Below are 24,678 nucleotides of genomic sequence, written 5' to 3'. Positions count from 1 at the left end.
TCCGACGAGCATGAGCGAGCACGCCGAGCGGATCGGGCCCACGGCCCACTACACCGCCTACGTGTGGCGCAGGGCCGGCTTGCCCCACGCCGAGCACTTCGCCACGCGCACCGGGGCCGTGCTCTACTGGGGCTTCTTCGTGCTGGGCGAGTGGGCCACCCGCCTGTCGTCCACCGTGCCCACGATGCACGAGTTCCTCGAGTATCGACACCGCCTGATCGACGCGGTGGTGGCCGAGCTCCGACCCGGGTGCGTGGTGGAGCTGGGGGCCGGGCTCACCCGGCGCGCGGTGACCTGGGCCGCCGATCACGGCGTGCCCGGCCTCGAGCTCGATCTGCCGGCGATGGCCGCGATCAAGCGTCGCGCCCTGGCGCGAGCCCCCGCCGCGCTGCGCGAGCGCCTGCGCGGGCGCCATGCGGTGCACGACGCGGACGCGCTCGCCCCCGAGTTCGCCGCCCGCCTCGCGAGCCTGCTTCGCGAGCACCAGCGGCCGGTGGTGATCCTCGAGGGGGTGGTCGGCTACTTCGACGCCGGGCCCCGTGCGCGCATGTTCGCCGCCGTGGCCCAGGCCCTGCGCGAGGCGGGAGGAGGGCACATGGTCTGCGACCTGCACACGGTGGCGGCCCAGGCCCGGGTGGGCTGGGCGACGCACGTCCTCAAGGCCGCGACCCGCAGCCTGACCCGGCGTCGCAAGGCCCAGGATCCGTTCGCCGATCTCGACGCCGTGGCCCGCACGCTCGACGTCGCCGGGTTCGATGCCTGGCACGAGGAGCATCCCGAGCACCACCAGCGAGCGCAGCCTCGCCTGGCCCGGCTGCGCTCGCCGGCCCACGTGATCGTGGCCCGCGTCGATGGTCCCGCGCTCGTCGAGCGGCCCGACGGGCTATCCTGAGCGCAATGGTGATCCACGAGAGCGAGCTGCGGGCGCGCTTGCACGGCGACGACGACGAGGACGTCTACGACGCGCTGGTCGAGCACTTCGAGGCCGAGCACGGAGGCTCGCCGTTCGTGGCCGCCTGGAGGTTGCGGTCGGGGCTGCGGATCGAGGCCGATCGCGCGCTCGAGGCCATCGGCGACGCCGTACGGCCACGCCTCAAGGATCGCCTGCTCGACCTGGCCAACGACGCCCAGCGGGCTTGGCGTAGGATCCGATTCGAGCGCCGTCGGGCCGAGAACCCGCACTGGCCGGTGATCGTGTGCGAGGGGGACTCCTGGGTGGCGCATCCCTACATCGAGGATCTGACCGACCACCTGCTCGACGACGACGATCTGCCCGTGCTCGCGCTGGGGGTGGGGGCGGCCAGCGATCTGCTCGGGCGCATGGAGGGCACGCGCGATCACGAGCGGGCGATCGAGCAGCACCGCGCGAGCGCGCTGCTGCTCAGCGGAGGCGGCAACGATCTGATGCTACGGTTCCACGAGTTCCTGCACCCGTGGCGCACCGGCGCGGATCCAAAGCGGCTGCTCACCCCTGCCGTCGACGACCACATGCTCGCGCTCGTGGGCACGATCCGCCAGATGCTCCTGCGCGTGCGCCGACGCCAGCCCACGCTGCCGGTCCTCGTGCATGGCTATGACTATCTCCGGGTCGGCGACGTGGGGGACGACGGCTACCTCGCGAGGTTCTTCGATGCGGCGGGGATCCGCTCGGGGGACGAGCGGCGCGCGGTGTTGTGGGCGATCGTCGATCGCTACAACGAGCACCTGCGCAGCACCTGCGAGTGCGTGGCGGGGGTGAGCTACGTCGATCTACGGGGGATCGTGACGCACGACTCCATGTGGCACGACGACATCCATCCTACCGACGATGGCTTCGCGCTGATGAGCACCAGGGTGGGCGAGGTGCTGCTCCAGCGGCTCTCCGACGGCTGACGGCCTCCGGGAGCCCCGGCTACTCCAGCTCGATCACGGCGGGCATGATCGCCTGGGCCTGCCCCTGCGGCAGGAACAGCAGCGACAGCGGAATGCGCGACAGCGCCTCGTCGAGCGCCAGCGGCAGGGCGCCGCGCAGCGACGCTGCCTCGCGGGCGGATCGCTTGCGCTCCACCGCCCGACCCACCGGGCCCACGCGCCCCCTCGGGCCGCGGCTCGAGCCGAGGATGAGGTCGAGCAACGATGGCTGCTCGGGCAGCACGCGCAGCTTCAGCGGTCGCCAGTCCGGCAGACCCGCCTCCGACCGCACCAGGGCAATCGCGTCGTAGAGACCGCCCATCTCGTCGACCAGCCCCAGCGCCTTCGCATCGGTGCCCGAGTACACGTGCCCGCGGCCGAGCTCGTCGACCTTCTCGGGGGTCATGCCCCGCGCGGTGGCCACGCGCTCGCGAAACAGATCGTAGGTGCGGCGGATCGAGGCTTCGATGCGCGCACGCTGGTCCTCGGTGTAGGCCGAGTACGGCTCGCCGATGGTGGCGTTCTTGCCCTCGGCGAGCGTGAACGTGCTGATCCCCAGCGTCTCCAGCAGCCCCGACACGTCGAAGTGCAGCGAGATCACCCCGATCGAGCCGGTGATGGTCATCGGATCCGCGAGCACCACCGGTGCCCCGGCGGACACGTAGTAGCCGCCGCTGGCGGCCACGTCGCCCATCGACACCACGATCGGCGCCGAGAAGCGCGGGTCCTGGGCGTGGGCCTGCGCCGTCAGTGCCACCTCGCGCCAGATCACGTCGGAGGCCAGCGCCGACCCACCGGGGCTGTTGACCCGCAGGACCACGCCGCGGCAATCGGGGTCCTCGCGAAGGTCGTGCAGGGTCTTGGCGATGGTGTCGCCCCCCGCAAAGCCCAGCCCGAACAGCGGGATCTTGCGGCTCTTGCCGTCGACGATCGCATCCTCGACCAGCACCACCGCCACGTAGGGGTCCCCGGCCCAGTGCAGCCGCGGCGTGGTGTCGTAGAACTCGGCGAATTCCACCTTGGCCCCGATCCGCTCGGAGATCCGCTCGAGCAGCTCGTCGCGGAACACGACCTCGTCGGCCAGCCCCTCGTCCACCGCGGCATGGGGCCCCCACGGGGCCTCGTCGAAGCGGTGGCGCACGTCCGCGAGCGACAGGCCCCGGGCCTGCGCCACGTCGTGGACCACGGTCGCGTAGAGATCGCGCTGGATCTCCTGCCGCTGCGCGCGGTCGGGCTCGGACGGCGCGGTGTGGGTGAAGCGCTCGCCCGCGCTCTTGTACTCGTCGACCTTGATCACCTCGGCCTTCACGCCCACCTTGTCGAGCGCCCCCTTGAGGTAGAGCGAGGTCGAGCCGATGCCGTAGGTCTCGAGCGAGCCCGCCGGGTGCACGAACACCTGCTCGGCCACGCTCGCCACGTAGTAGTCCTTGAGGCTGGCCGTCTCGAGGTAGGCGAACACGTGGCCGCCCGCATTGCGCACGCGGACGAGCGCCTCTCGCAGCTCGTGCAGGCTGGCCCAGCCGGCCCCGGTGCCCCGGGCGTCCACCACGAGCACGCTGCGCTCCCCGGCCTGTTCGGCCCGCTGCAGCCGCTCGAGCATCTCGATGAGGCTGCGCTCGTCGCTCACGTCGGCGAGCTCGAAGCGCTCGGCATCGAGCTCTCGCGTCCACACCACCCGGCCCCGCTCGCGGGAGTGCAGGCGGGCCGAGAAGCCCACGCCGTCGAGCCCCTCGGACACCCCCGCGTGCAGGCCGGCGCCGGCCGTGATCACGTCCCACGAGCCCTCGAGCGCCACCCCGCCCCGCAGCGCCTTTTGGCCCTCGACCCGCTCGAACGTGACCGGATCGAGCACCGAGGCGCGCACCTGCTCGACCTCGGCCTTGAGCGCCCAGCCCTGCCAGCGCACGGCCACCCGTCCGCGCGGCAGGAACCCCGAGAAGTCCACCCGCTGGACCGGCCCCCCGTTCTCGCTCACCAGCACCTGCTGGGTCGCCGCGGCGGCCAGCTCGAGGTGGTGCGTGCCCAGGGGTCGCAGCGCCAGCTCGCCGGTCAACGACAAGTGCGCCGGGAGCACCGTGCTGTCGAGGTCGGCCGACGACAGCCGAGCGTTGATGCCGGCCGAGCCATAGTCGAACATCCTGACCATCGCGCCGATGTCGAGGTCGGGCCGCTGCAGCCACTGCCCCTGCACGCGCACGCCGTGGACGCCCACGCCGAACGCCGCCTGGTCGAAGTCCCCCGCGAACGCCAGCGAGAGCTTGGTGAGGTCGGGGTTGAAGTCGGCGTCGAAGTCGTCGCCGTCGAGCCGTAGCTGGGGCCGCACCACCTGCACGCCCAGGCCCATCGCCAGCCCGAAGCCCAGGTTGGAGGCGAAGAAGCCGCCGAACCCGCTGCCGCGGGTGTAGTTGGACACGCTGCGATAGCCCAGCAGCGACAGGTCCACCCCCTCGATGTCGGCGAGCAGCGCGGGGTTCAGCTCGATGCTGGTGGCGTCGCCCTCGCCCGAGACGTCGTGGATGACCCGGTCGACCCCGTCGGTGGGGTGGCGATCCTGCGCCCGCGGCACCTCGGCCCGCGCGGGCGCGGCCGGGAGCAGGACCAGCCCCGCGCCGAGCAGCGTCGCGAGCAGGGGCGAGACCCGGGATGGCATCTGGGGAGCACGGCGGCGCGGGGCGGTGGCGGTCACTGGATCTCGTCCTCGCTGATGATGTCGACCAACGCCAGGATGTGTCGGACCTCGATGATGCGCAGCGTCTCGTCCCAGGGCACGGCCACCCCGCGATCCTTCTCGAACAGCACGTTGGCGTGAAGCGGCACTCCGCTGACGTTCCTGCCCAGATCTGCGCGTGGATCGGGGCGGTCGTGGTCGTCGTCCTCTTCGGTGGTCTCGTCGGCCAGGGGATCGTCGACCTTGGGCATGGTGCGCGCGACCTCCACGACCTCGCCCAGCAGCGCCATCGCGTTGTCGTCCTTGACCCCCTGGGGGAGGAACAGGCCGGCCTCGGACCGATCGGGGGACTTGAGCACGCGGACCAGCACGCGCGGCCCCAGCGGCTGCACGTGCCGACTGACCCGCCGCGGTGGCTCGGGCTTGGGATCGTCGTCCTCGGGGCGAGGCTTGGGCGCGGCTTTGGCCATGGCTGCGATGGTCTCGCAGCCGCGGGGGCGTGGCTAGTGCCGCTGGCTCGGGGCGGGCTCGGCCCACAGCGAGTGGCCGGTGCTGCCCGTGATCGTCACGTCGAGCAGATCGCCGGGGGCCGCGGCGTGCAGGGGCAGCAGCACCTTGTGGAAGCTCTCCGTCCGCCCCACCAAGCGGTCGCCGCGGCGGGACGTGCCGCTCACCAGCACGCGCTGGCGGGTGCCCACGCGTGCCTCGTGCGAGGCGCGGGTGTGCTGCTCCTGCCGCTCGATCACCTGCTGGAGCCGCTGCTTCTTGACCGCCTCGGGCACGTCGTCGCTCATCTTCTTGCTGGCGTAGGTGATGCCGCGATCGCTGTAGGCGAACATGAACGCGCTGTCGAAGCGCACCTCGTCCATCAGCGCCAGCGTCTGCGCGTGCTCGTCCTCGGTCTCGCCGCAGAACCCGACCATCAGATCGGTCGACAGCGCGATGCCGGGCACCGCCTGCCGCAGGCGGGCCACCAGCGCCACGAACTGGTCGCGGGTGTAGCCCCGGCGCATGCGCTCGAGCACCGCGGTGCAGCCCGACTGCGCCGGCAGGTGCACCTGGGGGCACACCTTGGGCAGCCGCGCCATCGCGTCGACGAGCGCCGGGGAGAAGTCCACGGGGTAGGGGCTGGTGAAGCGGATCCGCTCGATGCCCTCGACCTCGTGCACCGCGGCGAGCAGCTCGGCGAAGCCCACGTCTTCGTGGCGATAGGAGTTGACCGTCTGCCCCAGGAGCACGACCTCGCGGTAGCCGGCCTGGGCCCGGGCCCTCACCGCGCGCAGGACCTCGCGCGGCGGCACCCCGCGCTCGCGCCCGCGGGTGTAGGGCACCACGCAGAACGTGCAGAACTTGTCGCAGCCGCGCTGGATGGTCACGAACCCGCTGATGCCGTCGTCGTCGGGTTCTTCGGCCAGGCCCTCGTAGACCTCGGCCTTGTCGAGCCGCACGTCGATCACCCGCTCGCCCGCCCGCGCGCGGTCGCACAGCGCGGCGATGCTGCGGTAGCTGTCCGGGCCCGCCACCAGCGTGATGTGGGGAGCCCGCTGCGCCACGCGGGTCTTGAGGTGCTCGGCCATGCAGCCGGTGATCCCGATGACCAGCCCCGGGTTGTCGGCGCGATGGCGCAGCAGCTGGCTGGTGCGTCCCACCACGCGATCCTCGGCCTTCTCCCGGATGGCGCAGGTATTGACGAGCACCACGTCGGCCTGCGCTGGATCGCGCACGCGCACGTAGCCGCCCTCGCGCAGGCGCCCGGCGATCAGGGCCGAGTCGGCCTCGTTCATCTGACAGCCGAACGTCTCCAGGTAGACCCGCGGTGCGTCGGTGGCGACCACGATGTCCGCGGTCGGCTCGGGCTCTAGTTCGGGCTGCGGCCCGCGCTCGGATGACGCGTGGGGGGCCGGGCCCCGCCGGATCTGCACCAGGGACGACAAGGGGCCGAAGCCTACGCGAAATGGACGGGGGCCGTGAGGGCGGCGTGTGCGCGGCATGCGAGGGTCCGTCCCGGGCGGATCGGCCAGTGTCGCGGCGTCCGGGCCGGACCTTCGTTGTCGTGGGGCGCTCGATGTGCTTTACATCGGGACGCCATCGTCGGCCCGGCCGCGTCGCCAGCCGGGCCCACTGGGGAGGCACGCATGCGCTACTCGTTTCCTGCCATCGTAGGTCTGTCCCTGCTGCTCCCGCTCGGTTGCACCGAGCCGCCCAAGCCCGAGAAGGCCCAGGATCTGGACAAGATCGAGTCGGCCGACGGCAAGTCCGAGCAGATCGAGCTCGGTCCGATCCCCGACGGCGCCATCGCGAAGGTCGGCGACGTCGAGATCCCCAACGGGGTGTTCCGCGAGATCTACGACCTCAAGATCAAGAAGTATGCCGATCGCGGCCGCGAGATCCCTCCGTCGGCCGATCGTCGCTATCGCAAGTCGATCACCGAGCGGCTCATCTATCACGAGGTGCTCGCCCAGGAGGCCAAGGCGCTCGGCGTCGACTACGACCAGGCCGAGCTCGCCTCGCGCGACGAGCAGCAGCGTCGTGGGATCCGGGAGTGGGACAAGCACCTGGAGCGGCGCGGCGAGACCGACAAGAGCCTCGAGGACATGGTGATCGCCGAGCTCCGCGAGAAGGCCATCCTCGTCAAGCTCGGCAAGCTCGAGGTGACCGAGGCGGAGATCGACGAGGACTACGACAAGATCAAGGGCAACTGGAAGTCCGACAAGCCGCGCGTGCAGGCGTCGCACATCCTCGTGCCGATCGGGCCGCAGGCCGACGTGCGGGCCAAGGCCGACGGCAAGGTGCCCGAGCCCTCCGAGGACGAGCGCACGCAGTGGGAGGCGGAGGCCCTGGCCAAGGCCAAGGAGATCCACGCCCTGGTCACGGCCGAGGGCGCCGACTTCGCCAAGATCGCGACCGAGAAGTCCACCGGCCCCAGCGCGGCCAAGGGCGGCGACATCGGCATCTTCACCGCCGATCGCATGGCCGAGGAGTTCTCGGCGGTGGCGTTCGCCCTCGAGGCCGGCCAGGTGAGCGAGCCGGTGAAGACCAAGTTCGGCTACCACATCATCAAGGTCACCGGGAAGTGGCCGCCCGGCGAGCTGCCCAAGGAGGCGCTCGTCGATCAGATCCGCGAGCGGCTGGAGCAGCGCAAGCTCCACCAGGGGCGTCGCGAGCTCAAGGAAGAGCTGCTGGCCAAGTACACGATCGTCGACAACATCGAGCCCACGCTCGGGCCCGAGCCCAAGCGTGGCGGTCGGCGGATGCGCGGCGAGGGCAAGGGCCCGCGCAAGCTCGGACCCAAGGCGCGCGAGGGCAAGGGAGCCCCGCGGGCTGCGCTCGATCGCGACGCGGTCAAGGGGATGCGAGGCGCCCCGCCGTCGGGCCCCGAGAAGTGAGCGCGGGCGCGAGCCCAGCCCGAGCCAGCAATCGCACGCAATGAAGAAGGGCGCGGCCATCTCGGTCCGCGCCCTTCGTTCGTCATTTGCGATTTGCGGGCGCCGCTGCGTCGCTGGTCTACAGGAACGTGCCGCCGACGTGCAGGCCGAACAACATCTGGTGCACGGGGGCGACGTCGGTGTCGTAGGACTGCTTGTCGCAGACCACGGTGGTCTCGTTCTCGCGGCACGTGCGGCCGTGGGCGTTGAGGATCATGTCGAGCTTGGCGCCCACGAACACCCGGCGGCTCACGAACACGTCGATGGTGGGCTCGATCTTGAAGGCAAAGCCCTGCGAGTAGTCCTTGGTGCCGTCGGTGCGAACGAAGGTCTGTCGCGAGAACCCGGGCCCGAGCCCCAGGCCGAAGTCGAAGCGCCACACGGGGAGGGTGGGGCGGACCACCCCGAACACGCTGTTCTGCATCCCGCGGCGGTAGCTGGCCGCGCCCACGACCTCGTAGCTGGTGTCGAAGAACCCGAGGTTGTAGGCCGCGCCCGCGAACACGTACTTGTTGAAGCGATAGCCGAGCTCGGCGCCCAGGCCGACCGACGGGCGGGTCTTGCCATCGACGGTCACGCCGCCGACTCCGGTGGCGGTATCGCGAGCACACTCGGCCTTGCCCGGGATGCAGGCCGCCCCGCCCAGCATCACTCCCCACTGCCCACCCTTGCGCGTGAGGTTGGGGCGGGCATGGGCATCGGCCGAGAGCCCCGCCGTCACGAGGAGGGCAGCGGTGGCAAGGCCGAGGGAGAGGGAGCGGGCGCGGACGATCGGCATGGTGTTGTTCTTCCTCTGGCAGGGAGCAGACGATGGCGAGGAGGCGCTGAGCCCGCGACAGCGGTCGGGGCTCGGCGGCCCGCATGGATGGCCGGTGGGGGAAGGATATTCACCCACGGGGAGTGCGGGTCCCGACGTCCTTGCTGCCGCCGCCTCAGGATCGCGCACCGCCCGGGCCTGGACAAGAAACCCACGCGTCACGGGCACTTGGGCGCAATTTACGTTTCTATACCGTAATTATTGACTCGACCGGCGCTGTGAACGGGAAGCGCGTGCTCGAAAACTATGCTAGTGCTGCCACGAAGCCGCGAAATGAAGCCGAATTCCGATCTCGACGGCGACGTCGACTCAATACGGTTGATTGCGAGGTAATCGACATGTCTCAGCTCGACGAGCTCGAGGAGCAGAGCGTCTACATCTTCCGCGAGGCCTACAAGCACTTCAAGCAGCTGTGCATGTTGTGGTCGATCGGCAAGGACAGCACGGTGCTCTTGTGGCTGGCGCGCAAGGCGTTCTTCGGCCACGTACCGTTTCCGCTCGTCCACATCGACACCAGCTACAAGGTCCCCTCGATGATCGCCTACCGCGACCGGCTGGCCCGGGAGTGGGGGCTGCAGATGATCGTGGGCCAGAACCGGCAGGCGCTCGCCGAGGGGATGAGCCACGAGCGCGGGCGGCTGACGTGCTGCCGAGCGCTCAAGACCGAGGCGCTGCGGCACACGCTCGACGGCAGCTGGCCGCGCCTGCGCATGGGGGCCGACGGCCGGTACCACGAGGATCCGGAGGTCGCCTTGCCCGCGGCGCCCGGGCGCGAGGCATCGTTCGGGCGCGAGGCGTTCACCGGAGTGATCGTTGGCGCCCGTGCCGACGAGGAGGGCAGCCGCTCCAAGGAGCGCTACTTCTCGCCGCGCGATCACAACAGCGACTGGGACATCGCCGATCAGCCGCCCGAGCTGTGGAACCAGTTCAAGACCGACTTCGCACCGGGCACGCACGTTCGCATCCACCCGCTGCTCGACTGGACCGAGGTCAACATCTGGGAGTACATCGAGCGCGAGCGGGTGCCGATCATCGATCTCTACTTCGACGACGGCACGGGGCACCGCTACCGGTCGCTGGGCTGTGAGACCTGCACCGGCAAGATCGAGTCCACCGCCACCACCACCGAGGAGATCCTGGTGGAGCTGCGCGCCACCAAGGTCCCCGAGCGAGCCGGCCGTGCGCAGGACCAGGAGGACACCTACGCCATGGAGAAGCTGCGGCGGGAAGGGTACATGTAGCCATGCGGCAGACCATGCAGATCGTGATCGTGGGCCACGTGGACCACGGCAAGTCCACCCTGGTGGGGCGGCTGCTCGCGGATACCGGGGTGCTCGGCGAGGGCAAGCTCGACAAGGTCATGGCCACCTGTCAGCGCCAGGGCAAGCAGTTCGAGTACGCGTTCCTGCTCGATGCGTTGGAGGCCGAGCAGGATCAGGGCATCACCATCGACGCGGCACGGGTGTTCTTTCGCACCGACAAGCGCGACTACATCATCATCGATGCGCCCGGCCACATCGAGTTCCTCAAGAACATGGTGACCGGGGCCGCGCGGGCCGAGGCGGCGGTGCTCATCATCGACGCCAAGGAGGGGGTGCGGGAGAACAGCCGCCGGCATGGCTACCTGCTGTCGATGCTGGGGATCCGGCAGGTCGCGGTGGTGGTCAACAAGATGGATCTGGTCGGCTACGACCGCGGGGTGTTCGACCGCATCGTGGCCGAGTACCGCACGTTCCTCGAGGGCGTGGGGATCCGCCCGCACTGCTTCATTCCCATCAGCGCGCGAGAGGGCGACCTGGTCGCAGGGCCGTCGGCGGCCATGCCCTGGTACGACGGGCCCGACGTGCTCGCGGCGGTCGACGCCTTCGGCAAGGCGCCGTCGGGCGCCGATCTGCCGCTGCGCATGCCCGTGCAGGACGTCTACAAGTGGAACGCCCGTGGTGACGATCGGCGGATCGTGGCCGGTCGGGTGGAGGCGGGGCGGCTGGCGGTGGGCGATCGCGTGCTGTTCTCGCCCTCGAACAAGACCTCGACGATCGCCAGCCTCGAGGTGTTCGCGGCCGAGCCACCGCGCGAGGTGGAGGCGGGGCGCTCGGCGGGCGTCACCCTGACCGAGCAGATCTTCGTGGGGCGCGGCGAGATCATGAGCCACCTGCGGGAAGGGCCCGAGGTGGGCACGCGCCTGCGCGCCAACGTGTTCTGGCTGGGGAAGCTGCCGCTCGAGCCCGGTCGCGCCTACAAGCTCAAGCTCGGCACCAGCCAGACGGAGGTGCGGGTCGAGGAGGTCGTGCGGGTGCTCGACGCCAGCGAGCTGGAGAGCAGCGTGACCAAGAAGCGGGTCGATCGACACGACGTGGCCGAGCTGGTGCTGCGGACCCGCGCTCCGATCGCGTTCGACCCGTCGGAGCGCGTCGAGGCCACCGGACGGTTCGTGATCGTCGATGGCTACGACATCGCGGGCGGTGGGATCGTGCGGGCGCTCGTGCCCGACGAGCAGCAGCAGCTACGGCTCGAGAGTCGGATCCGCGACATCGAGTGGGTGCGTGGGGACATCACCGCCGAGCGGCGCGCGCGTGCGCTGGGGCACCCGGCCAGCATGGTCATGCTCACGGGCGAGGCCGGCGTGGGCAAGCATGCGGTGGCCCGAGCGCTCGAGCGGCGCCTGGTGGACGAGGGCGTGCACGCCTACCTGCTCGACGGCAAGAACGTGGTCCTGGGGGTCGATGCCGACATCGAGCTCGACGATCGCGAGGGCCTGGTCCGGCGCTTTGGCGAGGTGGCGCACCTGTTCCTCGATGCGGGGCTCGTGGTGGTCTCGACGACCAATGTGATCGGGCTCGCCGACCACCACACCCTGCAGACCCTGGTGGCGCCGTTCGAGGTGCTGGTGGTCCACGTGGGGCCCGCGGGCACGGAGGGCGAGGAAGCCGACGTTCGGCTCGATCCCAGCCTCGTGTCGGGTCTGGGTGCGGGACCGGGCTCGGGCCTGGGTTCGGGCGCGGAGCCGGTCGAGGCCGTGGAGCGGATCATGGAGGTGCTGGCGCAGCGGTCCCGGCTTCGGTCACACTAGGGCGCCGTGTCGGAGACCAAGAAGAAGACTGCCAAGAAGAAGACTGCAAGGGCGGAGGGCGAGGGCGAGGCCAAGGCCGCCAAGAAGAAGGCGGCCAAGAAGACCTCGCGCAAGAAGGCCGCACCCGAGCCCGGCTCGCGGGGGCTCCTGCCGCCTGCGACCGGCGAGGGCGAGGTCCCGGCGGAGGTCACCGCGCTGCAGGCCGCCATCGATGCCGATGGGGGGCGGGTGCTGGCCACCTATCGCGAGCCGATCGGGGCTCACTTCACGATCCTGGCCGCGTTGCCGATCGAGAAGGTCGCGCCCACTCCGTTCCAGCGCGATCTCTCGGCGATGCATGCCAAGCGGCTGACCGAGGTGATCGACAAGCTCGATCGCTTCCTCGATCCGATCATCGTGGTGCGCGGCCCCGAGGGCGGCTACTGGACGCCCAACGGCAACCACCGTCTCAACGCGGTGCGCAACCTGGGCGGCGGCGCGATCGTGGCGCTGGTGGTGCCGGAGGCGGAGGTCGCCTACAAGATCCTCGCGCTCAACACCGAGAAGGCGCACAACGTGCGGGAGAAGGCGCTCGAGGTGATCCGCATGGCGCGGTCGCTGGCCGAGCTGCCGCCGCAGCCGGAGTCGGCCTATGCGCTCGAGTTCGAGGATCCGGTGCTGCTGACCCTGGGCGCGTGCTACGAGAAGAACGGCCGCTTCTCGGGTGGCGCGTACTCGCCGGTGCTCAAGCGCGTGGAGGGGTTCTTGGAGCTGCCGCTGCCCGAGTCGCTCCCCGTTCGCGAGGCGCGGGCGTCGGCCCTGATCGCGCTCGACGAGGCGGTGGCCAAGGCCGTGGCGGCGCTCAAGGAGCGCGGCTTCGACAGCCCGTACCTCAAGGCGTTCGTGGTGGCGCGCTGCAATCCGCTGCGCTTCAGCAAGGGCGATCCACCGCCGTGGGAGGAGGTGGTGCGCACCATGACCGAGCGCGCGCAAGGGTTCGACGTGAGCAAGGTCGACGCCGGCCAGCTGGCCAAGGCCAGCGGACCGGCGTCGGACGACTGAGTGTCGTCAGTCGCGCTCGATCGGGCGCGCCCGCGAGGTCTCCTCGACGAACAGCAGCACGTCGAAGCGCTCGGGAATCGGCTCGATCACGCGGGCGCCGAGGTCGTCGCGGTCGAAGCCCGCGCCGATCTGCCGCATGGGCAGGGGTGAGCGCAGCCACTGTGCGGCCGGTCCCTGCTGCGGGAGGTCGCGCAGGGGCAGGGCGAACAGCGCGGGGCCGGCCTGGCGCAGGGCTGCCTCGATGTCGGAGCCCTTGGCCGAGCCGACGCGGTGCTCGCGAAGGCCAGCCATGGAATCGCCGGCCACGGTGAGGGCCTGGAAGCCGCCGCGATCGAAGGCGAAGCCCACCGAGACGTAGTCGTTGCCGAGCGCGTCGGAGAGGTACTTGCCCATCACGTCGGTCTGCGACCAGTGACGCGCGACATGGCCGTTGTGGGCCCATAGCACGGCCTTGGTGTCGGGGCCGAAGCGCTCGGTGATGTGCAGCACGTTGTCGGCCATGGCGCGATCGCGGGCGGAGAACACGGCCATGCCGTGGGCGTTGCGCATGGCGACGACCTGCTGGACCTGCACGAGGTCTTCGTGGGCGTCGGCCCAGGCGTCGGCGGACGTGGCCGCGACCCAGGCGGCTCGCTGGGACTGCATGTGCACGAGCAGCCGCTCGAGCGCGGTCTCGACGTCGGCGCGCTCGGCCGGGGACAGCGCGGCGTAGGTCTCCTCGTTCCACGGACGACCGAACATGGCCAGCGCGTCCCGCCCGGGGGCCCGGGGGTCGACCTGGTCGAGGAACGCGACCACGTTGCGCGCGGCGACGTCCGGGGTCTGCATGTCGAAGCCCACGAAGTGGAGCGTGCGCGGGTGGGTGGCGTTGTACTCGCGCATCCACTCGATGAGGTCGAGGACCTCCTCGGTGTCCCAGGTCCAGAAGTAGATGCCGGCGAGTGCCTGCTTGGGATCGCCCTGCCCGGTCTGGACGTAGCGATCGATGGCGCGGCACTCGGTGCGGCTGGCCTCGAGGCCGAACACGGTGAAGCCATGGCGCTCCACCAGGTACTCGAGCATGCGGTGCTTGAGCTGGAAGAACTCGCGCGTGCCGTGGGTGGCCTCGCCCAGGCCCACCACGGTGGCGTCGGCGAACACGGGATCGAGGGCGACGAGATCGTCGATGCCCGAGCGGGGCTCGGTGGTGCGCAGCGGGACGTCGTGGGCGGCGATCCAGTCGAGCGCGGCGGGGGATGCCGCGCCGGTGCGAGGCAGCGACGCGGTGAGCTCGGCGTTGGGATCGTCGAGCTCACGGACCGCGCGCTGGCCATCGGGGGTCTCGATCATGGCCACGTAGTGGGTGGAGGCCGGCAGAGACAGGGAGAAGCGGCCCTCGGCGTCGGTCCGGACGGGATAGAGCTGCTCCTCGGCCGTCATCACGGTCGCGAGCACGCCGGGGTAGGGCAGCCCACGATCGTCGTGGATCGTGCCGCGGACGAGCTGCGGACCGGGGGCGAGCCGCAGCTCGAGCGGGTGCTCGCCCGTGGTGAGCTCGGTCAGGGCGCTGGCGCTTCCGGCGGGCGCGCTGGCCCCGACCACGTAGAAGCCGGCCGGGGTCTGCACGGAGAACCGACCGGCGTCGTCCGTGGTGTGGATCGTGTGCTCGCCCGTGGACGAGAACACCGCCACGGTGGCATCGGGGACGGGCGCGTTGGTTGCGTCGCGCACGGTCCCGAGGAGGGTGGCCGGAGGCGGAGGCGCGCTCGTGGTGGTGACCGACAGCTCGACCGCGTCGAACCAGGCGGTCCCGCTGCCTGCGTGCTCGAGCACCAGCTCGACCTCCTCGGCGTCTTGCGGGACGTCGAGCTCGATCTGCAGCGGGGTCCAGTCCTGGTCGCCGCGCAGTCTCTTCGGCGCCGGGGTGTCGTGGCGGGCGAGCGTGTCGAGGTCGCGCTGGGCCTGCAGGCGCAGCCCCACGCCGCCGTGGGCGACGCCCTCGGTGCGCACGTGGACGGTGGCGACGACTCGCTGCCCGCGGACGGCCGCGATCGGCAGCGGCAGGCGGGCGGTGCCGCGACGGTGGATGCCGTCGTGGGCGAGCGCGAGGCTGTGCTGGCCCTCGAAGGCGTGGCTGCCGTCGACGGTGGCGGGATAGTCGGAGCGATCGAGCACCCACCCGCTGGGGGGATAGGTGTGCTCGAAGCCGAGCTCGAGCCCCTCGAAGGGCGAGGCTGCCTCGCTCTGCGCCGCCTGCGGTACGACGGTGGCGGTCGTGGACGAGGTGGCATGGCACGCGGCCACGAGGGCCAGGCAGGCGGCACCGAGGAGGGCCGCGGAGGGAATGCGTCGTAGGGGCGGGGTCGGTGTCACTGCATCGGGTACTGACACCCCGCGGCAGGGGTGGGTTTCCGGGGCCCGGGAGGCCGTCCAGGGGCAGGCTCAGGGCTGCAGGAGCACCTTGCCGACGTTCTTGCCCAGCTCGAGCTCGGAGAACGCAGCGGCGGCGGCATCGAACGAGTGGATCGCGTGCACGTGCGGCTCGATGGCACCTTGCTCGTAGAAGCGCACGAGCGCGTCGAGCTGTCGCCGCAGCAGCGCCTTCTCGTCCCACAGGTGGCCCATGTTGCAGCCCGAGACGGTGCGGTTGTCGTTCATCAGCGTCATCGGCGAGAACCGTGGCATGCGAACGAGCTGCTTGATCAGGTTGAGATACATCGCGGGGCCTCGCTTGCCGCCGATGTTCGAGTTGGCCAGGCCGAAGGCGATGAGGATGCCGACCGGTCGCAGCAGCGCGTAGCCCTTGCGCCAGTCGCCGCCGCCGAGGGCGTCGAGCACCACGTCGACCCCACGGCCCTCGGTCAGGCGCATGATCTCGGTCGCATAGTCCTGGGTGCGGTAGTCGATGGGGTGGGTGCAGCCGTGCGTGCGCACGTAGTCGTGCTTGCCGCCCGAGGCGGTGCCATAGGTGGTGACGTCGTCGACGGTGCGGCACAGCTGCAGCGCGGCCGTGCCCACGCCGCCCGCCGCCATGTGCACGAGCACGTGGGCCCCGGGGCGGATCCGGGCGATCTCGAACAGCATGTGGTGGGCGGTGAGGTAGTTGACCGGCATGGCCGCCGCGTGCTCGAACGACATGGCATCGGGGATCCTCACGACCTGATCGTCGGGCACGACCACGTGGCTGCTGTGGCCTCCGAAGCGGGACATGTAGGCGACGCGATCGCCCTCCTTCACGGCCTCGACCCCGGCCCCGACGGCCTCGACCACGCCGCTGCCCTCGTAGCCGACCACGCACGGGGGCTTGGGTGCGTCGGGGTAGAGGCCCTGGCGTGCGGACAGCTCGGCGAAGTTCAAGCCGGCGAAGGCGACCTTCACCCGGACCTCGCCGGGCTTGGGATCGGGCGTGGGCGTCTCGCGGACCTCGAGGACCTCGGGGCCGCCGTGCTTGGTGATCCAGACCGCGCGCATGGATGGCGTGGTACCGCAAAGGGCGGGCTCCGGAAAACCGAGATCGGCGCCGCGGCTCGCGCCTTGCGGGGGGCCCCCGGTTCCGCTACATAACGGCGCGCTTGCCCGGTCCTCTCCCATGACCCCATCGTCCAGAGGCCTAGGACGCTGGCCTTTCAAGCCGGTAACACGGGTTCGAATCCCGTTGGGGTCGCCGACCGGGCAAGCCCTCTCCGTCACCGCGACGGGGAGACGGGCTCGTAGCTCAGATGGTAGAGCAGCGGACTTTTAATCCGCGGGTCGCAGGTTCGATCCCTGCCGGGCTCACCGAACGAACCCCGTTATGCGGGGTTTTCGTTTTTCGGTGAGGGGCCTGGAGTTCACCTGGAGTTCAGGTGAGCGGCGGCGGGCTCACGGACGCATGCGCTCGCCTTCCGCCAAGACGGCATCGAGCCGGGCCCGTTCCTCCGCCGAGAGGAAGCGCTCCATCTTGCGCTCCGGGAACTTCGGCATGCGATGGCAGGGGTTCGATCGCGTGTCGCGGTACCCCCAGCGCTCCGCGTTCGTCATGATGACCGACACGAGGGCCAGCGCTCGATTCGCGGCACCGGGCGCCGTCTCGCCGATCCGTTGGTGCAACCGCTGGACGTCGGCCCGCTCGATCTCGCCGATCTTCATGCGCCCCAGTGCGGGCAGCAGGTGAACCCGCAGCAGGCTCTCGTAGCCCCGTACGGTGCTCGGCTTGCGGTAGGGGCGGGCGAGCTCGGTCATGTAGCGCTCGGCCACCTCCGCGAGCGTGGGGGCGGCCTTGCGGGCGTCTCGCTCCCTCGCCGGGTCGCCCCCAGCTTCGACGATGGCCCGGGCCTTCGCCGCGTCCACGCGGGCCTGGTGCGCCGTGTAGTCCCCCATGATCACCCCGAGCTTGTAGGCCCGGTTCCGCCCGTCCCGGCGGTAGCGCAGCATGGCGGTCTTCGTGCCATCGGTGTTCACTCGGATGATGAACCCCTTGATCTGGTCGTCGATGACGTCGTAACGGGCGGGCCCGGGCTGTAGGCGGTCGATGGTGGTCTTGTTTGCGAATTCCGCTCTGACCTGGGCACCGATTCCGGCAGCACCTGGGCACCGATTCCGGCCGAACCCGGGCACTGATTCCGGAGCACCTGGGCACCGATTCCGGGCCACCTGGGCACTCGCGCGCCATTGACGCGAGGCCGCGGGGAGCGGAGCACGGGGGCTGGCCAGCCACTCGCTGACGGCGTCGTCGACACGGCGACCGTCACGGAGATGAGCCGGCACCCGATGCGAAAGATCCGAGAAGTCCTGCGCCTCAAGCTCGAGCACGACTGCAGCCACCGCGAGATCTCGGCCGCGACCGGGATGTCGAAGGGCTCGGTTGCGGCCTATCTGCGACGCGCTCACGAGGCCGGGGTCACGTGGGAGGTCGCCCAGTCGCTCGACGATGCGCAGCTCGAGCGTCGGCTGTTCAAGATCGCAGGCCGCAACGTGCCCCACCCGCGTAGGCCCATCGACATGCAGTGGGTCCATGCCGAGCTACGACGACCGGGCGTGACGCTGCAGCAACTGTGGCTCGAGTACTGCGAAGCGGCGACCGATGATCCCGAAGGTCGACGGCCATACCAGTACAGCCAGTTCTGCGATCGCTACCGTGACTTCCGCGAACGCATCGACGTGACCATGCGCCAGGTCCATCGCGCAGGTGAGAAGGTCTTCGTCGACTACTCGGGCAAGAAGCTCGCCTACTTCGACTCGAAGACCGGCGAGCGGATCGAGGTCGAGCTGTTCGTCGCCGTGCTCGGGGCGAGCAACTACACATTCGCCGAAGCCAGCCGTAGTCAGAAGGTCGCGGACTTCTGTGCGTCGACGGTCCGGGCCTTCGAGTTCTTCGGCGGTGTTCCGCAGGTCGTGGTCCCCGACCAGCTTCGAAGCGCAGTCAAGGGCCCCCACCGACTCGACCCCGAGATCAATCCGACCTACGCCGAGCTCGCCCAGCACTATGGGACCGCGGTGATCCCAGCCCGGCCGGGCAAGCCGCGGGACAAGGCCAAGGTCGAGGCGGCCGTATTGATCGTTCAGCGCTGGATCGTCGCGTGCCTTCGAGACCGGATCTTCTACGGTCTGGACGAGCTCAACGTCGCCATCGATGAACTGCTCGTGCGCCTCAACGAGCGACCCTTCAAGAAGCTCGAAGGTTGCCGCCGGTCCGCCTTCGAGGCCATCGATCGGCCAGCGCTGCGCCCCTTGCCGTCGACGCGATTCGAGGTCGCGTGCTGGAAGAAGGCCAAGGTCAACATCGACTATCACGTCGACGTCGACCACCGCCTGTACAGCGTCCCTCATCCTCTGGTCGGCGAGCGGGTCGAGCTACGAGTGACCGTCGCCACCGTCGAGGTCTTCCATCAAGGACGCCGCATCGCCAGCCACGTGCGCAGCTACGGTCCGCCTGGCGCTGCGAGCACCGACCCTCGTCATCGCCCCAAGTCCCATCGTCTCTACGGCGCGTGGCCACCCTCGCGCATCGTCCAGTGGGCTCGAAGCTACGGGCCACGGACCGCCGAGGTCGTCACCGCGATCATGAAGGCGCGACCGCACCCCGAGCAGGGCTATCGCTCCTGCCTGGCGCTGATCCGCTCGACCAAGCGCTACGGCGGGAGTCGAGTCGAGGCCGCATGCGATCGCGCGGTGCAGATCGGCAGCCCGACGCGACGAAGTGTCGAGATGATCCTGCGACGGGGGCTGGACCGGGTCCCCGTCGCACCCACGCCTGCTCCCCAACCCATCGTCATCCACGACAACGTGCGTGGCGGTGACTACTACGATCGGAAGGAAGATGAATGAACGACGAAGAGACTCTCCACAAGCTCACCGAGATGCGACTGCACGGCATGGTTGCTGCAGTTCGTGAGATCCAAGCCCTCGCACCGGGACATTCCCTGAGCTTCTCGGAGAAGCTCGGCATGGTCGTCGACCGCGAGTGGACCGACCGTGAGAACCGCAAGCTGGCGAGGTTCCTACGGGCGGCCAAGCTGCCGACAGAGGCCACACTGGAAGACGCATGGTGCCAGCCCGGTCGCGGCCTGACCAAAGCTCTCGTCCGTGATCTGGCCACCTGCAAGTGGATCGATCACCACCACAACGTCATCGTGCTGGGCAAGACCGGGTGTGGGAAGAGCTTCTTGGCCACCGCGCTGGCCCAGGCCGCATGCCGTCAAGGGCGACGTGCTCTGTATGTTCGCGTCCCTCGACTGCTTCACGACCTCACCATCGCCCGCGCCGAGGGCTCCTACTCGGAGCTGCTACGTCGCTTCGCCCAGCTCGACGTGCTCGTCCTCGACGACTTCCTCATTGCGCCGCTCAGTGACGTCGAGCGCCGCGACATGCTCGAAGTCCTCGAAGATCGCTACGACCACACCTCGACCGTGATCGCGACCCAGGTCCCGACCAAAAACTGGCACTCGATGCTCGCCGACCCTACGATCGCCGATGCGATCTGCGATCGCCTCGTGCACAACGCCCACGTCATCCCCCTCACCGGGCGGTCGATGCGCGAGCAGAAGGGAATGAGCACCAAGTCCACGACCACCTGACGCCAGCCAAACCCGTCGCTCCGCTCCGAGCCCTGCCCACATGCGCCGGATTGGGTGCCCAGGTTTCGCCGGATTGACTGCCCAGATCGGCCGGAATACGCACTTGTTCAGGCGCTTGCGCATCGTGGTCTCCCTCGCCGCTTCCGGGAGTTCACCTGGAGTTCAGGTGAGGCCGGGAGCGGGCGGGTTTCAACGTACTGGCCGCGGGCCCGATGACCAGCGATCCCCCAACGATTCCCGAATGTTGCGGGGGACGCCGCGCAGAAAAAGTGAGACTCGCGGGCCCACCAACACCGACTTTTAATCCGCGGGTCGCAGGTTCGATCCCTGCCGGGCTCACCGAACGAACCCCGTTCTACGGGGTTTCGTCGTTCGGGTGAGCGATCCTGACCCGGCGTGGTCCGCTATGATCGCGGGTTCATGGCCTTGCCGCCCGGTCCGCGCAGCTCGCTGTGGTCGTTGGTTCGCTACTTTCGTGACCCGATGGGCGTGATGCCGGCGATGGCGAAGGAGTACGGCGAGACGTTCACCATCCCGGGCAACCCGCCGCTGGTGTGCACCGGGGACCCCGAGGGGATCAAGGCGATCTACGCGGCCAATCCCGACACGCTCGAGCCGCTCTCCAAGGACCTCGCGTTCGTGCTCGGCGATCAGTCGCTCATCCTGATCGGAGGTCCCGAGCATCGACGCAAGCGCAAGCTGATGATGCCGCCGTTCCAGGGGGCTCGCATGCGGGCCTATGGCGCGGCGATGCAGCGGATCACCGAGCAGCACACGGCGCAGTGGGAGCCCGGTCGGACGGTGGGCGGGCACGAGACGGCGCAGCGGATCTCGCTGGAGGTGATCCTCGAGGTGGTGTTCGGACTGCGCGAGCCGGCCGAGCGCGCCGAGCTCGGACGGCAGCTCACCGAGCTGCTCGAGGGGTTCTCGCCGCTGCTGGGCATCTTCCCCTGGCTGCGTCGCGAGTTCGGAGGCATTGGCCCCTATGCCGCGTTTCGCCGCCGCCAGCGGGCCGTGCACGAGCGCGTCGATGCGCTCATCGCCGCCGCTCGCGAGGACGAGGGACGAGACGACATCCTGAGCCTCTTGATCGGGGCGCGCGACGAGGACGGGGCGCCGATGAGCGACGAGGACGTGCGGCAGCAGCTGTTGCTGCTCGTGGTCGCGGGCCACGAGACCACGGCGATCGCGATCGCGTGGGGCCTGTACGCCCTGCACCAGCCGCAGAACGTGGACGTGCTCGAGCGCCTGCGGGCCGAGCTGCGGGCGCTGGGCCCGACGCCGCAGCCCGAGCTCGTCGCCAAGCTGCCCTATCTCGATGCGGTGTGCCGGGAGACGCTGCGTCGCCACCCGCTGGCTCCAGCGCCCGCGCCTCGTCGCTTGCTCGCGCCCATGACCCTGGGTGGCTACGAGCTTCCCGCGGGCGTGGGCGTGGCCGCGGCGATCGGCGTGGCCCACCTGCGCGCGCAGTCCCATCCCGACCCGCTGCGGTTCAGGCCCGAGCGCTTCCTCGAGCGCAAGCCCTCGCCGTTCGAGTATCTCCCGTACGGAGGCGGAGCGCGGCGCTGCCTGGGGGCGGCCATGGCCGACTACGAGCTTCGCGTGGTGCTCGGGACCCTCGTGCATCGCTTTGGCCTGCGCCTGGCCTCGAACGAGCCCGATCGCGGCAAGGTCCGCGCGGCGAACGTGGGTCCGGCCCATGGGGTGAAGCTGGTGGTCGAGAGCCGGAGGCCGGTGCCCGGTGGCTCGTGACGTCGGCGTCACGTATGCTTGGGCGACTCGGTGGTGGCTCGAGCATGATCGCATCACGATGGTCGACGGTGGGCGCCTTGCTGGGCGTGGCGATGACTGGCAGCTGCACGGAGGTCGGCGGGTCCGGGTCGAGCCAGGGCGAGCTGGGCTACGGCAGCTTTCGCTGGCAGTGCGCAGGGGCGGGTGACATCACCTGCGTGGAGGGGAGGGTCACGGGCTTCCCCACCAAGGTCGCCCTGGGCTCCGAGGTCGAGATGAGCTTCGGCTTGGGCTCGTCGGTCCCGGTGCGAACCGGGTGGCTGGAGCTGGCTGGATCGTCGCGCGCGCGAGAGCTCTCGCGCTCGTCCAACCCCAGCTACGACTACATCCCCGACTGCGACCTCGACTACGACTTCGACTGCGATCCGGTTGGCGCCACGGCGCGCTACCAGGCGCAGGAATCGGGCCTGGTGTCGGTTCTGGGCCTGGCCGACGACGGCACGGTGGCAGACTTCGTGACCCTGTCGATCGCTCCGGCGACGAGCCTGGCCGTGGTGCGTGCCGATGCGTACGATGGCGACGTGGTGACGCATGGAGACGTGGGGGCAACGATCGACCTGCGGGTGGAGCCCTATGCATCGGGCCAGCTCCTGGTGGGTCACCTCGACTACTCGTGGGTGTCGCTCGAGCCCAGCGTCGCCGCCTTCGTCTCGACCGAGGGACACCTCGCCACGCTCGAGCTGCGGCAGGCCGGCACCGCCTATGTCCAGGTGCAGGGCGGCGGGCGCGAGGACACCATCGCGATCGAGGTGCTGTCGTCCAACGACGGGCCGGAGCGTCGTCCCCCGGGAGGTGACAGCGCAGACGAGACCGAGGGCGGGACCACGGACGCCGGTACGGACACGGCGTCCGGCTCGGATTCGGGCACGGCGACCGGCGAGACGTCGACGGAGACCGGGACCGGCAGCACGGGAGGCATGCAATGAGACGGGTGGTCTCGTCGATCGTGCTCTTGGGCTTGGCCCTGGGGCTCTTCGGCACCGTGGCCTGCGATCCGGAGTTTGGTCGCGTGTCGCTCCATCAGCTGCGGGCCACCCCCGAAGCCGAGCTGGGCGCTCAGGGGATCGTGGTTCCCGAAGGCGGGGTGCTCGTCTTCGAGGCGCAGCCGCGTGCTGCGGAGGGCTCACGCGACTACGTGGGGTTCGAGCGCTTCGAGATGCGCCCGTCCGACTCGCGCAAGGTCGAGGTCCGACGCTCGATCGTGCGCGACGTGTGGGTGGTCAATGGGGTCGAGAGCGGCTCGACCGCGCTCCAGGTGCTCATCGATGGGGACGTGGTGGACACCATTCCCGTCGATGTCGTCGTCGGGACCGCCACGCAGAGCGAGGAGGATCGATGATGCGCACCATCCTCTCGGTCGCCGTCGCGGCGAGCGTGGTGATGCCGCTGCCGGCGGTCGCGGCTCGGGGCGCCACGACCACCGTCGTCGAGCCATACCTCAAGGTGGCCCCCAAGGTGGAAGAGCTGCAGGCCATGCACGGCCAGGCGCAGGAGAAGGTGCAGCTCTACAACGGCACCCACGATCCGGCCCACCTCGCGGAGGCGCGCGAGCTACTGGCGCGCTGGCTGGTCGAGCATCGCGCGCTCTATGGAGACACCCCCGAGGCGGCCTCGGTGCGAGCGCCCATCGAGCAGCAGCTCGGGCAGATCGACGCCGAGCTCACACGGGTGCGGCCCGCCGTGGCCCCGCAACCACCACCGGCGGAGCTTCAGCCGGCTGCCGCTCCGGCGCCCGCCGAGCCTCCGCCCCCGGCGATGCGCGAGGATCAAGCCGAGGATCTCCGCTCGGGGCGTGCCTTGGTGGCCGGGGGCAGCTCGATGTTCTCGGTGGGGGCGGTGACCCTCTTGGCGGTGAGTCTGCCGCTGTGGGCACTTCGCAACCAGGCGCTCGAGCGGGCCAGTCGGGAGACGTTCTACGTGGACGAGCAGCGCTTGATCGATCGCGCGCGTCGCCGGCAGACGGGAGGGATCGTCACCCTCGCGGCGGGCTCGGCCCTGGTCCTGGGGGGCATCGCCATGATGGCAGTGGGGGGCGCTCGGCGTGCCCGCGTGCGCAGGGAGCTCGCGCTCGTGCCCACGCTCGCGCCCGGACATGCGGGCGCGAGCATGACGATGCGGTTCTAGCCGAAGCGTCGGGTCAGGCGTCGGGCGGCACCACGAACAGGCTCTTGGCCGACTCCTCGTAGGTCGGCTTGAGGAGCTTGAAGTCGGCGGGCTCGGACTCGAGCATGACGATGAAGTCCTTGTCACCGCGGCGAGCGACGCCGAGGTAGAGCACCACCGCCGAGTTGCCGCCGCCGCCGCCGTACTCCACCGACATGTGATAGTCGGTTGCGGTGTCGACGTAGGCCTCCGAGCGCGTGCCGCCGGCGTAGCCCTGGCTCTCGAGCGTGGAGATGAACTCGTCCATGAGCTTGGCGGGCTTCTTCTTCTTGTCCACCTCGTACACGAACACCATCATCCGCTTGATGATCGCGTCGCAGGCGGACATGAAGCCGCCCGACATGATCGCGGTCTGCACCATGGGGTTCTCGTCGGGGGGGAACTCGACCCCGACCGGCGGGCGGATGATCACCTGATCCCCGAACAGCAGCGTGGGCGTATCGGCGACCTTGGCTTCGCAGGTGGTGGGCGCGGCAGCTTCACCACCGTCGCCTCCATCGCCGCCGTCGGCCACGGACCCGCCGTCGCCACCGGCGTCGTTGCCACCGCCACGCTTCTTGGGCTTCTTGCCGGCCTTGCCACCCCCGTCCTCACCGGGCGGGTTGGTTCCTGGGGGCTTCTTCGAGCCACAGCCTCCGGCGAGGCCGATGCACAAACCGAGTAGGATCGCAGGGGCGACGGACTTCGTAGCGAGCTTCACTTGGATGGGTGCTCCTTGAATCGGGCGGGACGTTATCAGGACGCGCGGCCCAGCAAAAGGGGCTTTGGATCCCCGTGGG

20 protein-coding genes and 2 tRNA genes are annotated in these 24,678 nt (G+C 70.0%); 14 read left to right on the top strand and 8 right to left on the bottom strand.

The annotated features are described in order from the left end of the window. Positions 1–10: 10 nt before the first annotated feature. Positions 11–892: a class I SAM-dependent methyltransferase gene (locus tag OEB96_RS04970; RefSeq protein WP_266214280.1), complete on the top strand. Its 882-nt coding sequence runs from the start codon at positions 11–13 to the stop codon at positions 890–892. 5 nt (positions 893–897) lie between these two features. Continuing rightward, a complete protein-coding gene (locus OEB96_RS04965) occupies positions 898–1,872 on the top strand; it encodes an SGNH/GDSL hydrolase family protein (RefSeq protein WP_266214279.1) in 975 nt (324 codons plus the stop codon). 19 nt (positions 1,873–1,891) lie between these two features. On the opposite strand, the gene OEB96_RS04960 is transcribed toward OEB96_RS04965, so the two are convergent. From OEB96_RS04960 to miaB, 3 genes are read right to left on the bottom strand one after another with little or no spacing between them, the layout of a single operon-like run. After that, positions 1,892–4,576 (bottom strand): S49 family peptidase, encoded by a 2,685-nt coding sequence (locus tag OEB96_RS04960; protein ID WP_266214278.1) that lies wholly within the window; start codon positions 4,574–4,576, stop codon positions 1,892–1,894. After that, positions 4,573–5,028, bottom strand: coding sequence for a co-chaperone GroES (locus tag OEB96_RS04955; RefSeq protein WP_266214277.1), 456 nt, complete (start codon positions 5,026–5,028; stop codon positions 4,573–4,575). Before OEB96_RS04955 ends, OEB96_RS04960 begins: the two co-directional genes overlap by 4 nt. 33 nt (positions 5,029–5,061) lie before the next feature. Beyond that, a complete protein-coding gene (miaB, locus tag OEB96_RS04950; RefSeq protein ID WP_266214276.1) occupies positions 5,062–6,492 on the bottom strand; it encodes a tRNA (N6-isopentenyl adenosine(37)-C2)-methylthiotransferase MiaB in 1,431 nt (476 codons plus the stop codon). 201 nt (positions 6,493–6,693) lie between these two features. Here miaB and OEB96_RS04945 point away from each other — a divergent pair, with 201 nt between their 5' ends. Further along, positions 6,694–7,944 carry a peptidylprolyl isomerase gene (locus tag OEB96_RS04945; protein WP_266214275.1) on the top strand — a complete coding sequence of 417 codons (1,251 nt, stop codon included), beginning with the start codon at positions 6,694–6,696 and terminating at the stop codon, positions 7,942–7,944. Between the two features lie 118 nt (positions 7,945–8,062). On the opposite strand, the gene OEB96_RS04940 is transcribed toward OEB96_RS04945, so the two are convergent. Further along, entirely contained in the window at positions 8,063–8,761 is a 699-nt protein-coding gene (locus OEB96_RS04940; protein WP_266214274.1) for a hypothetical protein, read from the bottom strand. Positions 8,762–9,138: 377 nt separating this feature from the next. Between OEB96_RS04940 and cysD the strand changes: the two genes are divergently transcribed. The 3 genes from cysD to OEB96_RS04925 are packed head-to-tail and all read left to right on the top strand — an operon-like array spanning position 9,139 to position 12,911. Next, positions 9,139–10,041 (top strand): sulfate adenylyltransferase subunit CysD, encoded by a 903-nt coding sequence (cysD, locus tag OEB96_RS04935; RefSeq protein ID WP_266214273.1) that lies wholly within the window; start codon positions 9,139–9,141, stop codon positions 10,039–10,041. 2 nt (positions 10,042–10,043) lie between these two features. Next, a complete protein-coding gene (locus OEB96_RS04930; RefSeq protein ID WP_266214272.1) occupies positions 10,044–11,870 on the top strand; it encodes a GTP-binding protein in 1,827 nt (608 codons plus the stop codon). 6 nt (positions 11,871–11,876) lie between these two features. Further along, a complete protein-coding gene (locus OEB96_RS04925; RefSeq protein ID WP_266214271.1) occupies positions 11,877–12,911 on the top strand; it encodes a ParB N-terminal domain-containing protein in 1,035 nt (344 codons plus the stop codon). A gap of 6 nt (positions 12,912–12,917) precedes the next feature. On the opposite strand, the gene OEB96_RS04920 is transcribed toward OEB96_RS04925, so the two are convergent. Both OEB96_RS04920 and OEB96_RS04915 read right to left on the bottom strand, forming a co-directional pair. Continuing rightward, the gene (locus tag OEB96_RS04920; RefSeq protein WP_266214270.1) at positions 12,918–15,194 is read right to left on the bottom strand and encodes an erythromycin esterase family protein; all 2,277 of its coding nucleotides are present in this window, start codon (positions 15,192–15,194) and stop codon (positions 12,918–12,920) included. A gap of 138 nt (positions 15,195–15,332) precedes the next feature. After that, positions 15,333–16,361 carry a synaptic vesicle VAT-1 family membrane protein gene (locus tag OEB96_RS04915; protein ID WP_266214269.1) on the bottom strand — a complete coding sequence of 343 codons (1,029 nt, stop codon included), beginning with the start codon at positions 16,359–16,361 and terminating at the stop codon, positions 15,333–15,335. A gap of 120 nt (positions 16,362–16,481) precedes the next feature. On the opposite strand from OEB96_RS04915, the gene OEB96_RS04910 reads away from it, so the two are divergent. Together OEB96_RS04910 and OEB96_RS04905 are read left to right on the top strand one after the other, a co-directional pair. Further along, a tRNA-Glu gene (locus OEB96_RS04910) sits at positions 16,482–16,554 on the top strand. Positions 16,555–16,594: 40 nt separating this feature from the next. After that, positions 16,595–16,667: transfer RNA gene (locus OEB96_RS04905), tRNA-Lys, on the top strand. An 84-nt stretch (positions 16,668–16,751) separates the two neighbouring features. On the opposite strand, the gene OEB96_RS04900 is transcribed toward OEB96_RS04905, so the two are convergent. Next, positions 16,752–17,486 (bottom strand): integrase arm-type DNA-binding domain-containing protein, encoded by a 735-nt coding sequence (locus OEB96_RS04900; RefSeq protein WP_266214268.1) that lies wholly within the window; start codon positions 17,484–17,486, stop codon positions 16,752–16,754. Between the two features lie 138 nt (positions 17,487–17,624). On the opposite strand from OEB96_RS04900, the gene istA reads away from it, so the two are divergent. From istA to OEB96_RS04870, 6 genes are all read left to right on the top strand, one after another. Beyond that, on the top strand, positions 17,625–19,196 hold the full coding sequence (gene istA, locus OEB96_RS04895; RefSeq protein ID WP_266214267.1) for an IS21 family transposase: 1,572 nt from the start codon (positions 17,625–17,627) through the stop codon (positions 19,194–19,196). Next, the gene (istB, locus tag OEB96_RS04890; RefSeq protein ID WP_266214266.1) at positions 19,193–19,945 is read left to right on the top strand and encodes an IS21-like element helper ATPase IstB; all 753 of its coding nucleotides are present in this window, start codon (positions 19,193–19,195) and stop codon (positions 19,943–19,945) included. The genes istA and istB overlap by 4 nt, the downstream gene beginning before the upstream one ends. Positions 19,946–20,365: 420 nt before the next feature. Continuing rightward, complete coding sequence (locus OEB96_RS04885; RefSeq protein ID WP_266214265.1) at positions 20,366–21,697, top strand: cytochrome P450; 1,332 nt, start codon at positions 20,366–20,368, stop codon at positions 21,695–21,697. 44 nt (positions 21,698–21,741) lie between these two features. Next, positions 21,742–22,662, top strand: coding sequence for a hypothetical protein (locus tag OEB96_RS04880; protein ID WP_266214264.1), 921 nt, complete (start codon positions 21,742–21,744; stop codon positions 22,660–22,662). Continuing rightward, the gene (locus tag OEB96_RS04875; RefSeq protein ID WP_266214263.1) at positions 22,659–23,075 is read left to right on the top strand and encodes a hypothetical protein; all 417 of its coding nucleotides are present in this window, start codon (positions 22,659–22,661) and stop codon (positions 23,073–23,075) included. The genes OEB96_RS04880 and OEB96_RS04875 overlap by 4 nt, the downstream gene beginning before the upstream one ends. Beyond that, positions 23,072–23,860 (top strand): hypothetical protein, encoded by a 789-nt coding sequence (locus OEB96_RS04870; protein ID WP_266214262.1) that lies wholly within the window; start codon positions 23,072–23,074, stop codon positions 23,858–23,860. The genes OEB96_RS04875 and OEB96_RS04870 overlap by 4 nt, the downstream gene beginning before the upstream one ends. A 13-nt stretch (positions 23,861–23,873) precedes the next feature. On the opposite strand, the gene OEB96_RS04865 is transcribed toward OEB96_RS04870, so the two are convergent. Then, the gene (locus tag OEB96_RS04865; protein WP_266214261.1) at positions 23,874–24,599 is read right to left on the bottom strand and encodes a hypothetical protein; all 726 of its coding nucleotides are present in this window, start codon (positions 24,597–24,599) and stop codon (positions 23,874–23,876) included. Between the last annotated feature and the right edge of the window lie 79 nt (positions 24,600–24,678).

This window comes from Paraliomyxa miuraensis (assembly GCF_026337845.1).
Lineage (GTDB): Bacteria > Myxococcota_A > Polyangia > Nannocystales > Nannocystaceae > Paraliomyxa > Paraliomyxa miuraensis.
This window is presented reverse-complemented; position numbering and strand designations above follow the sequence as displayed.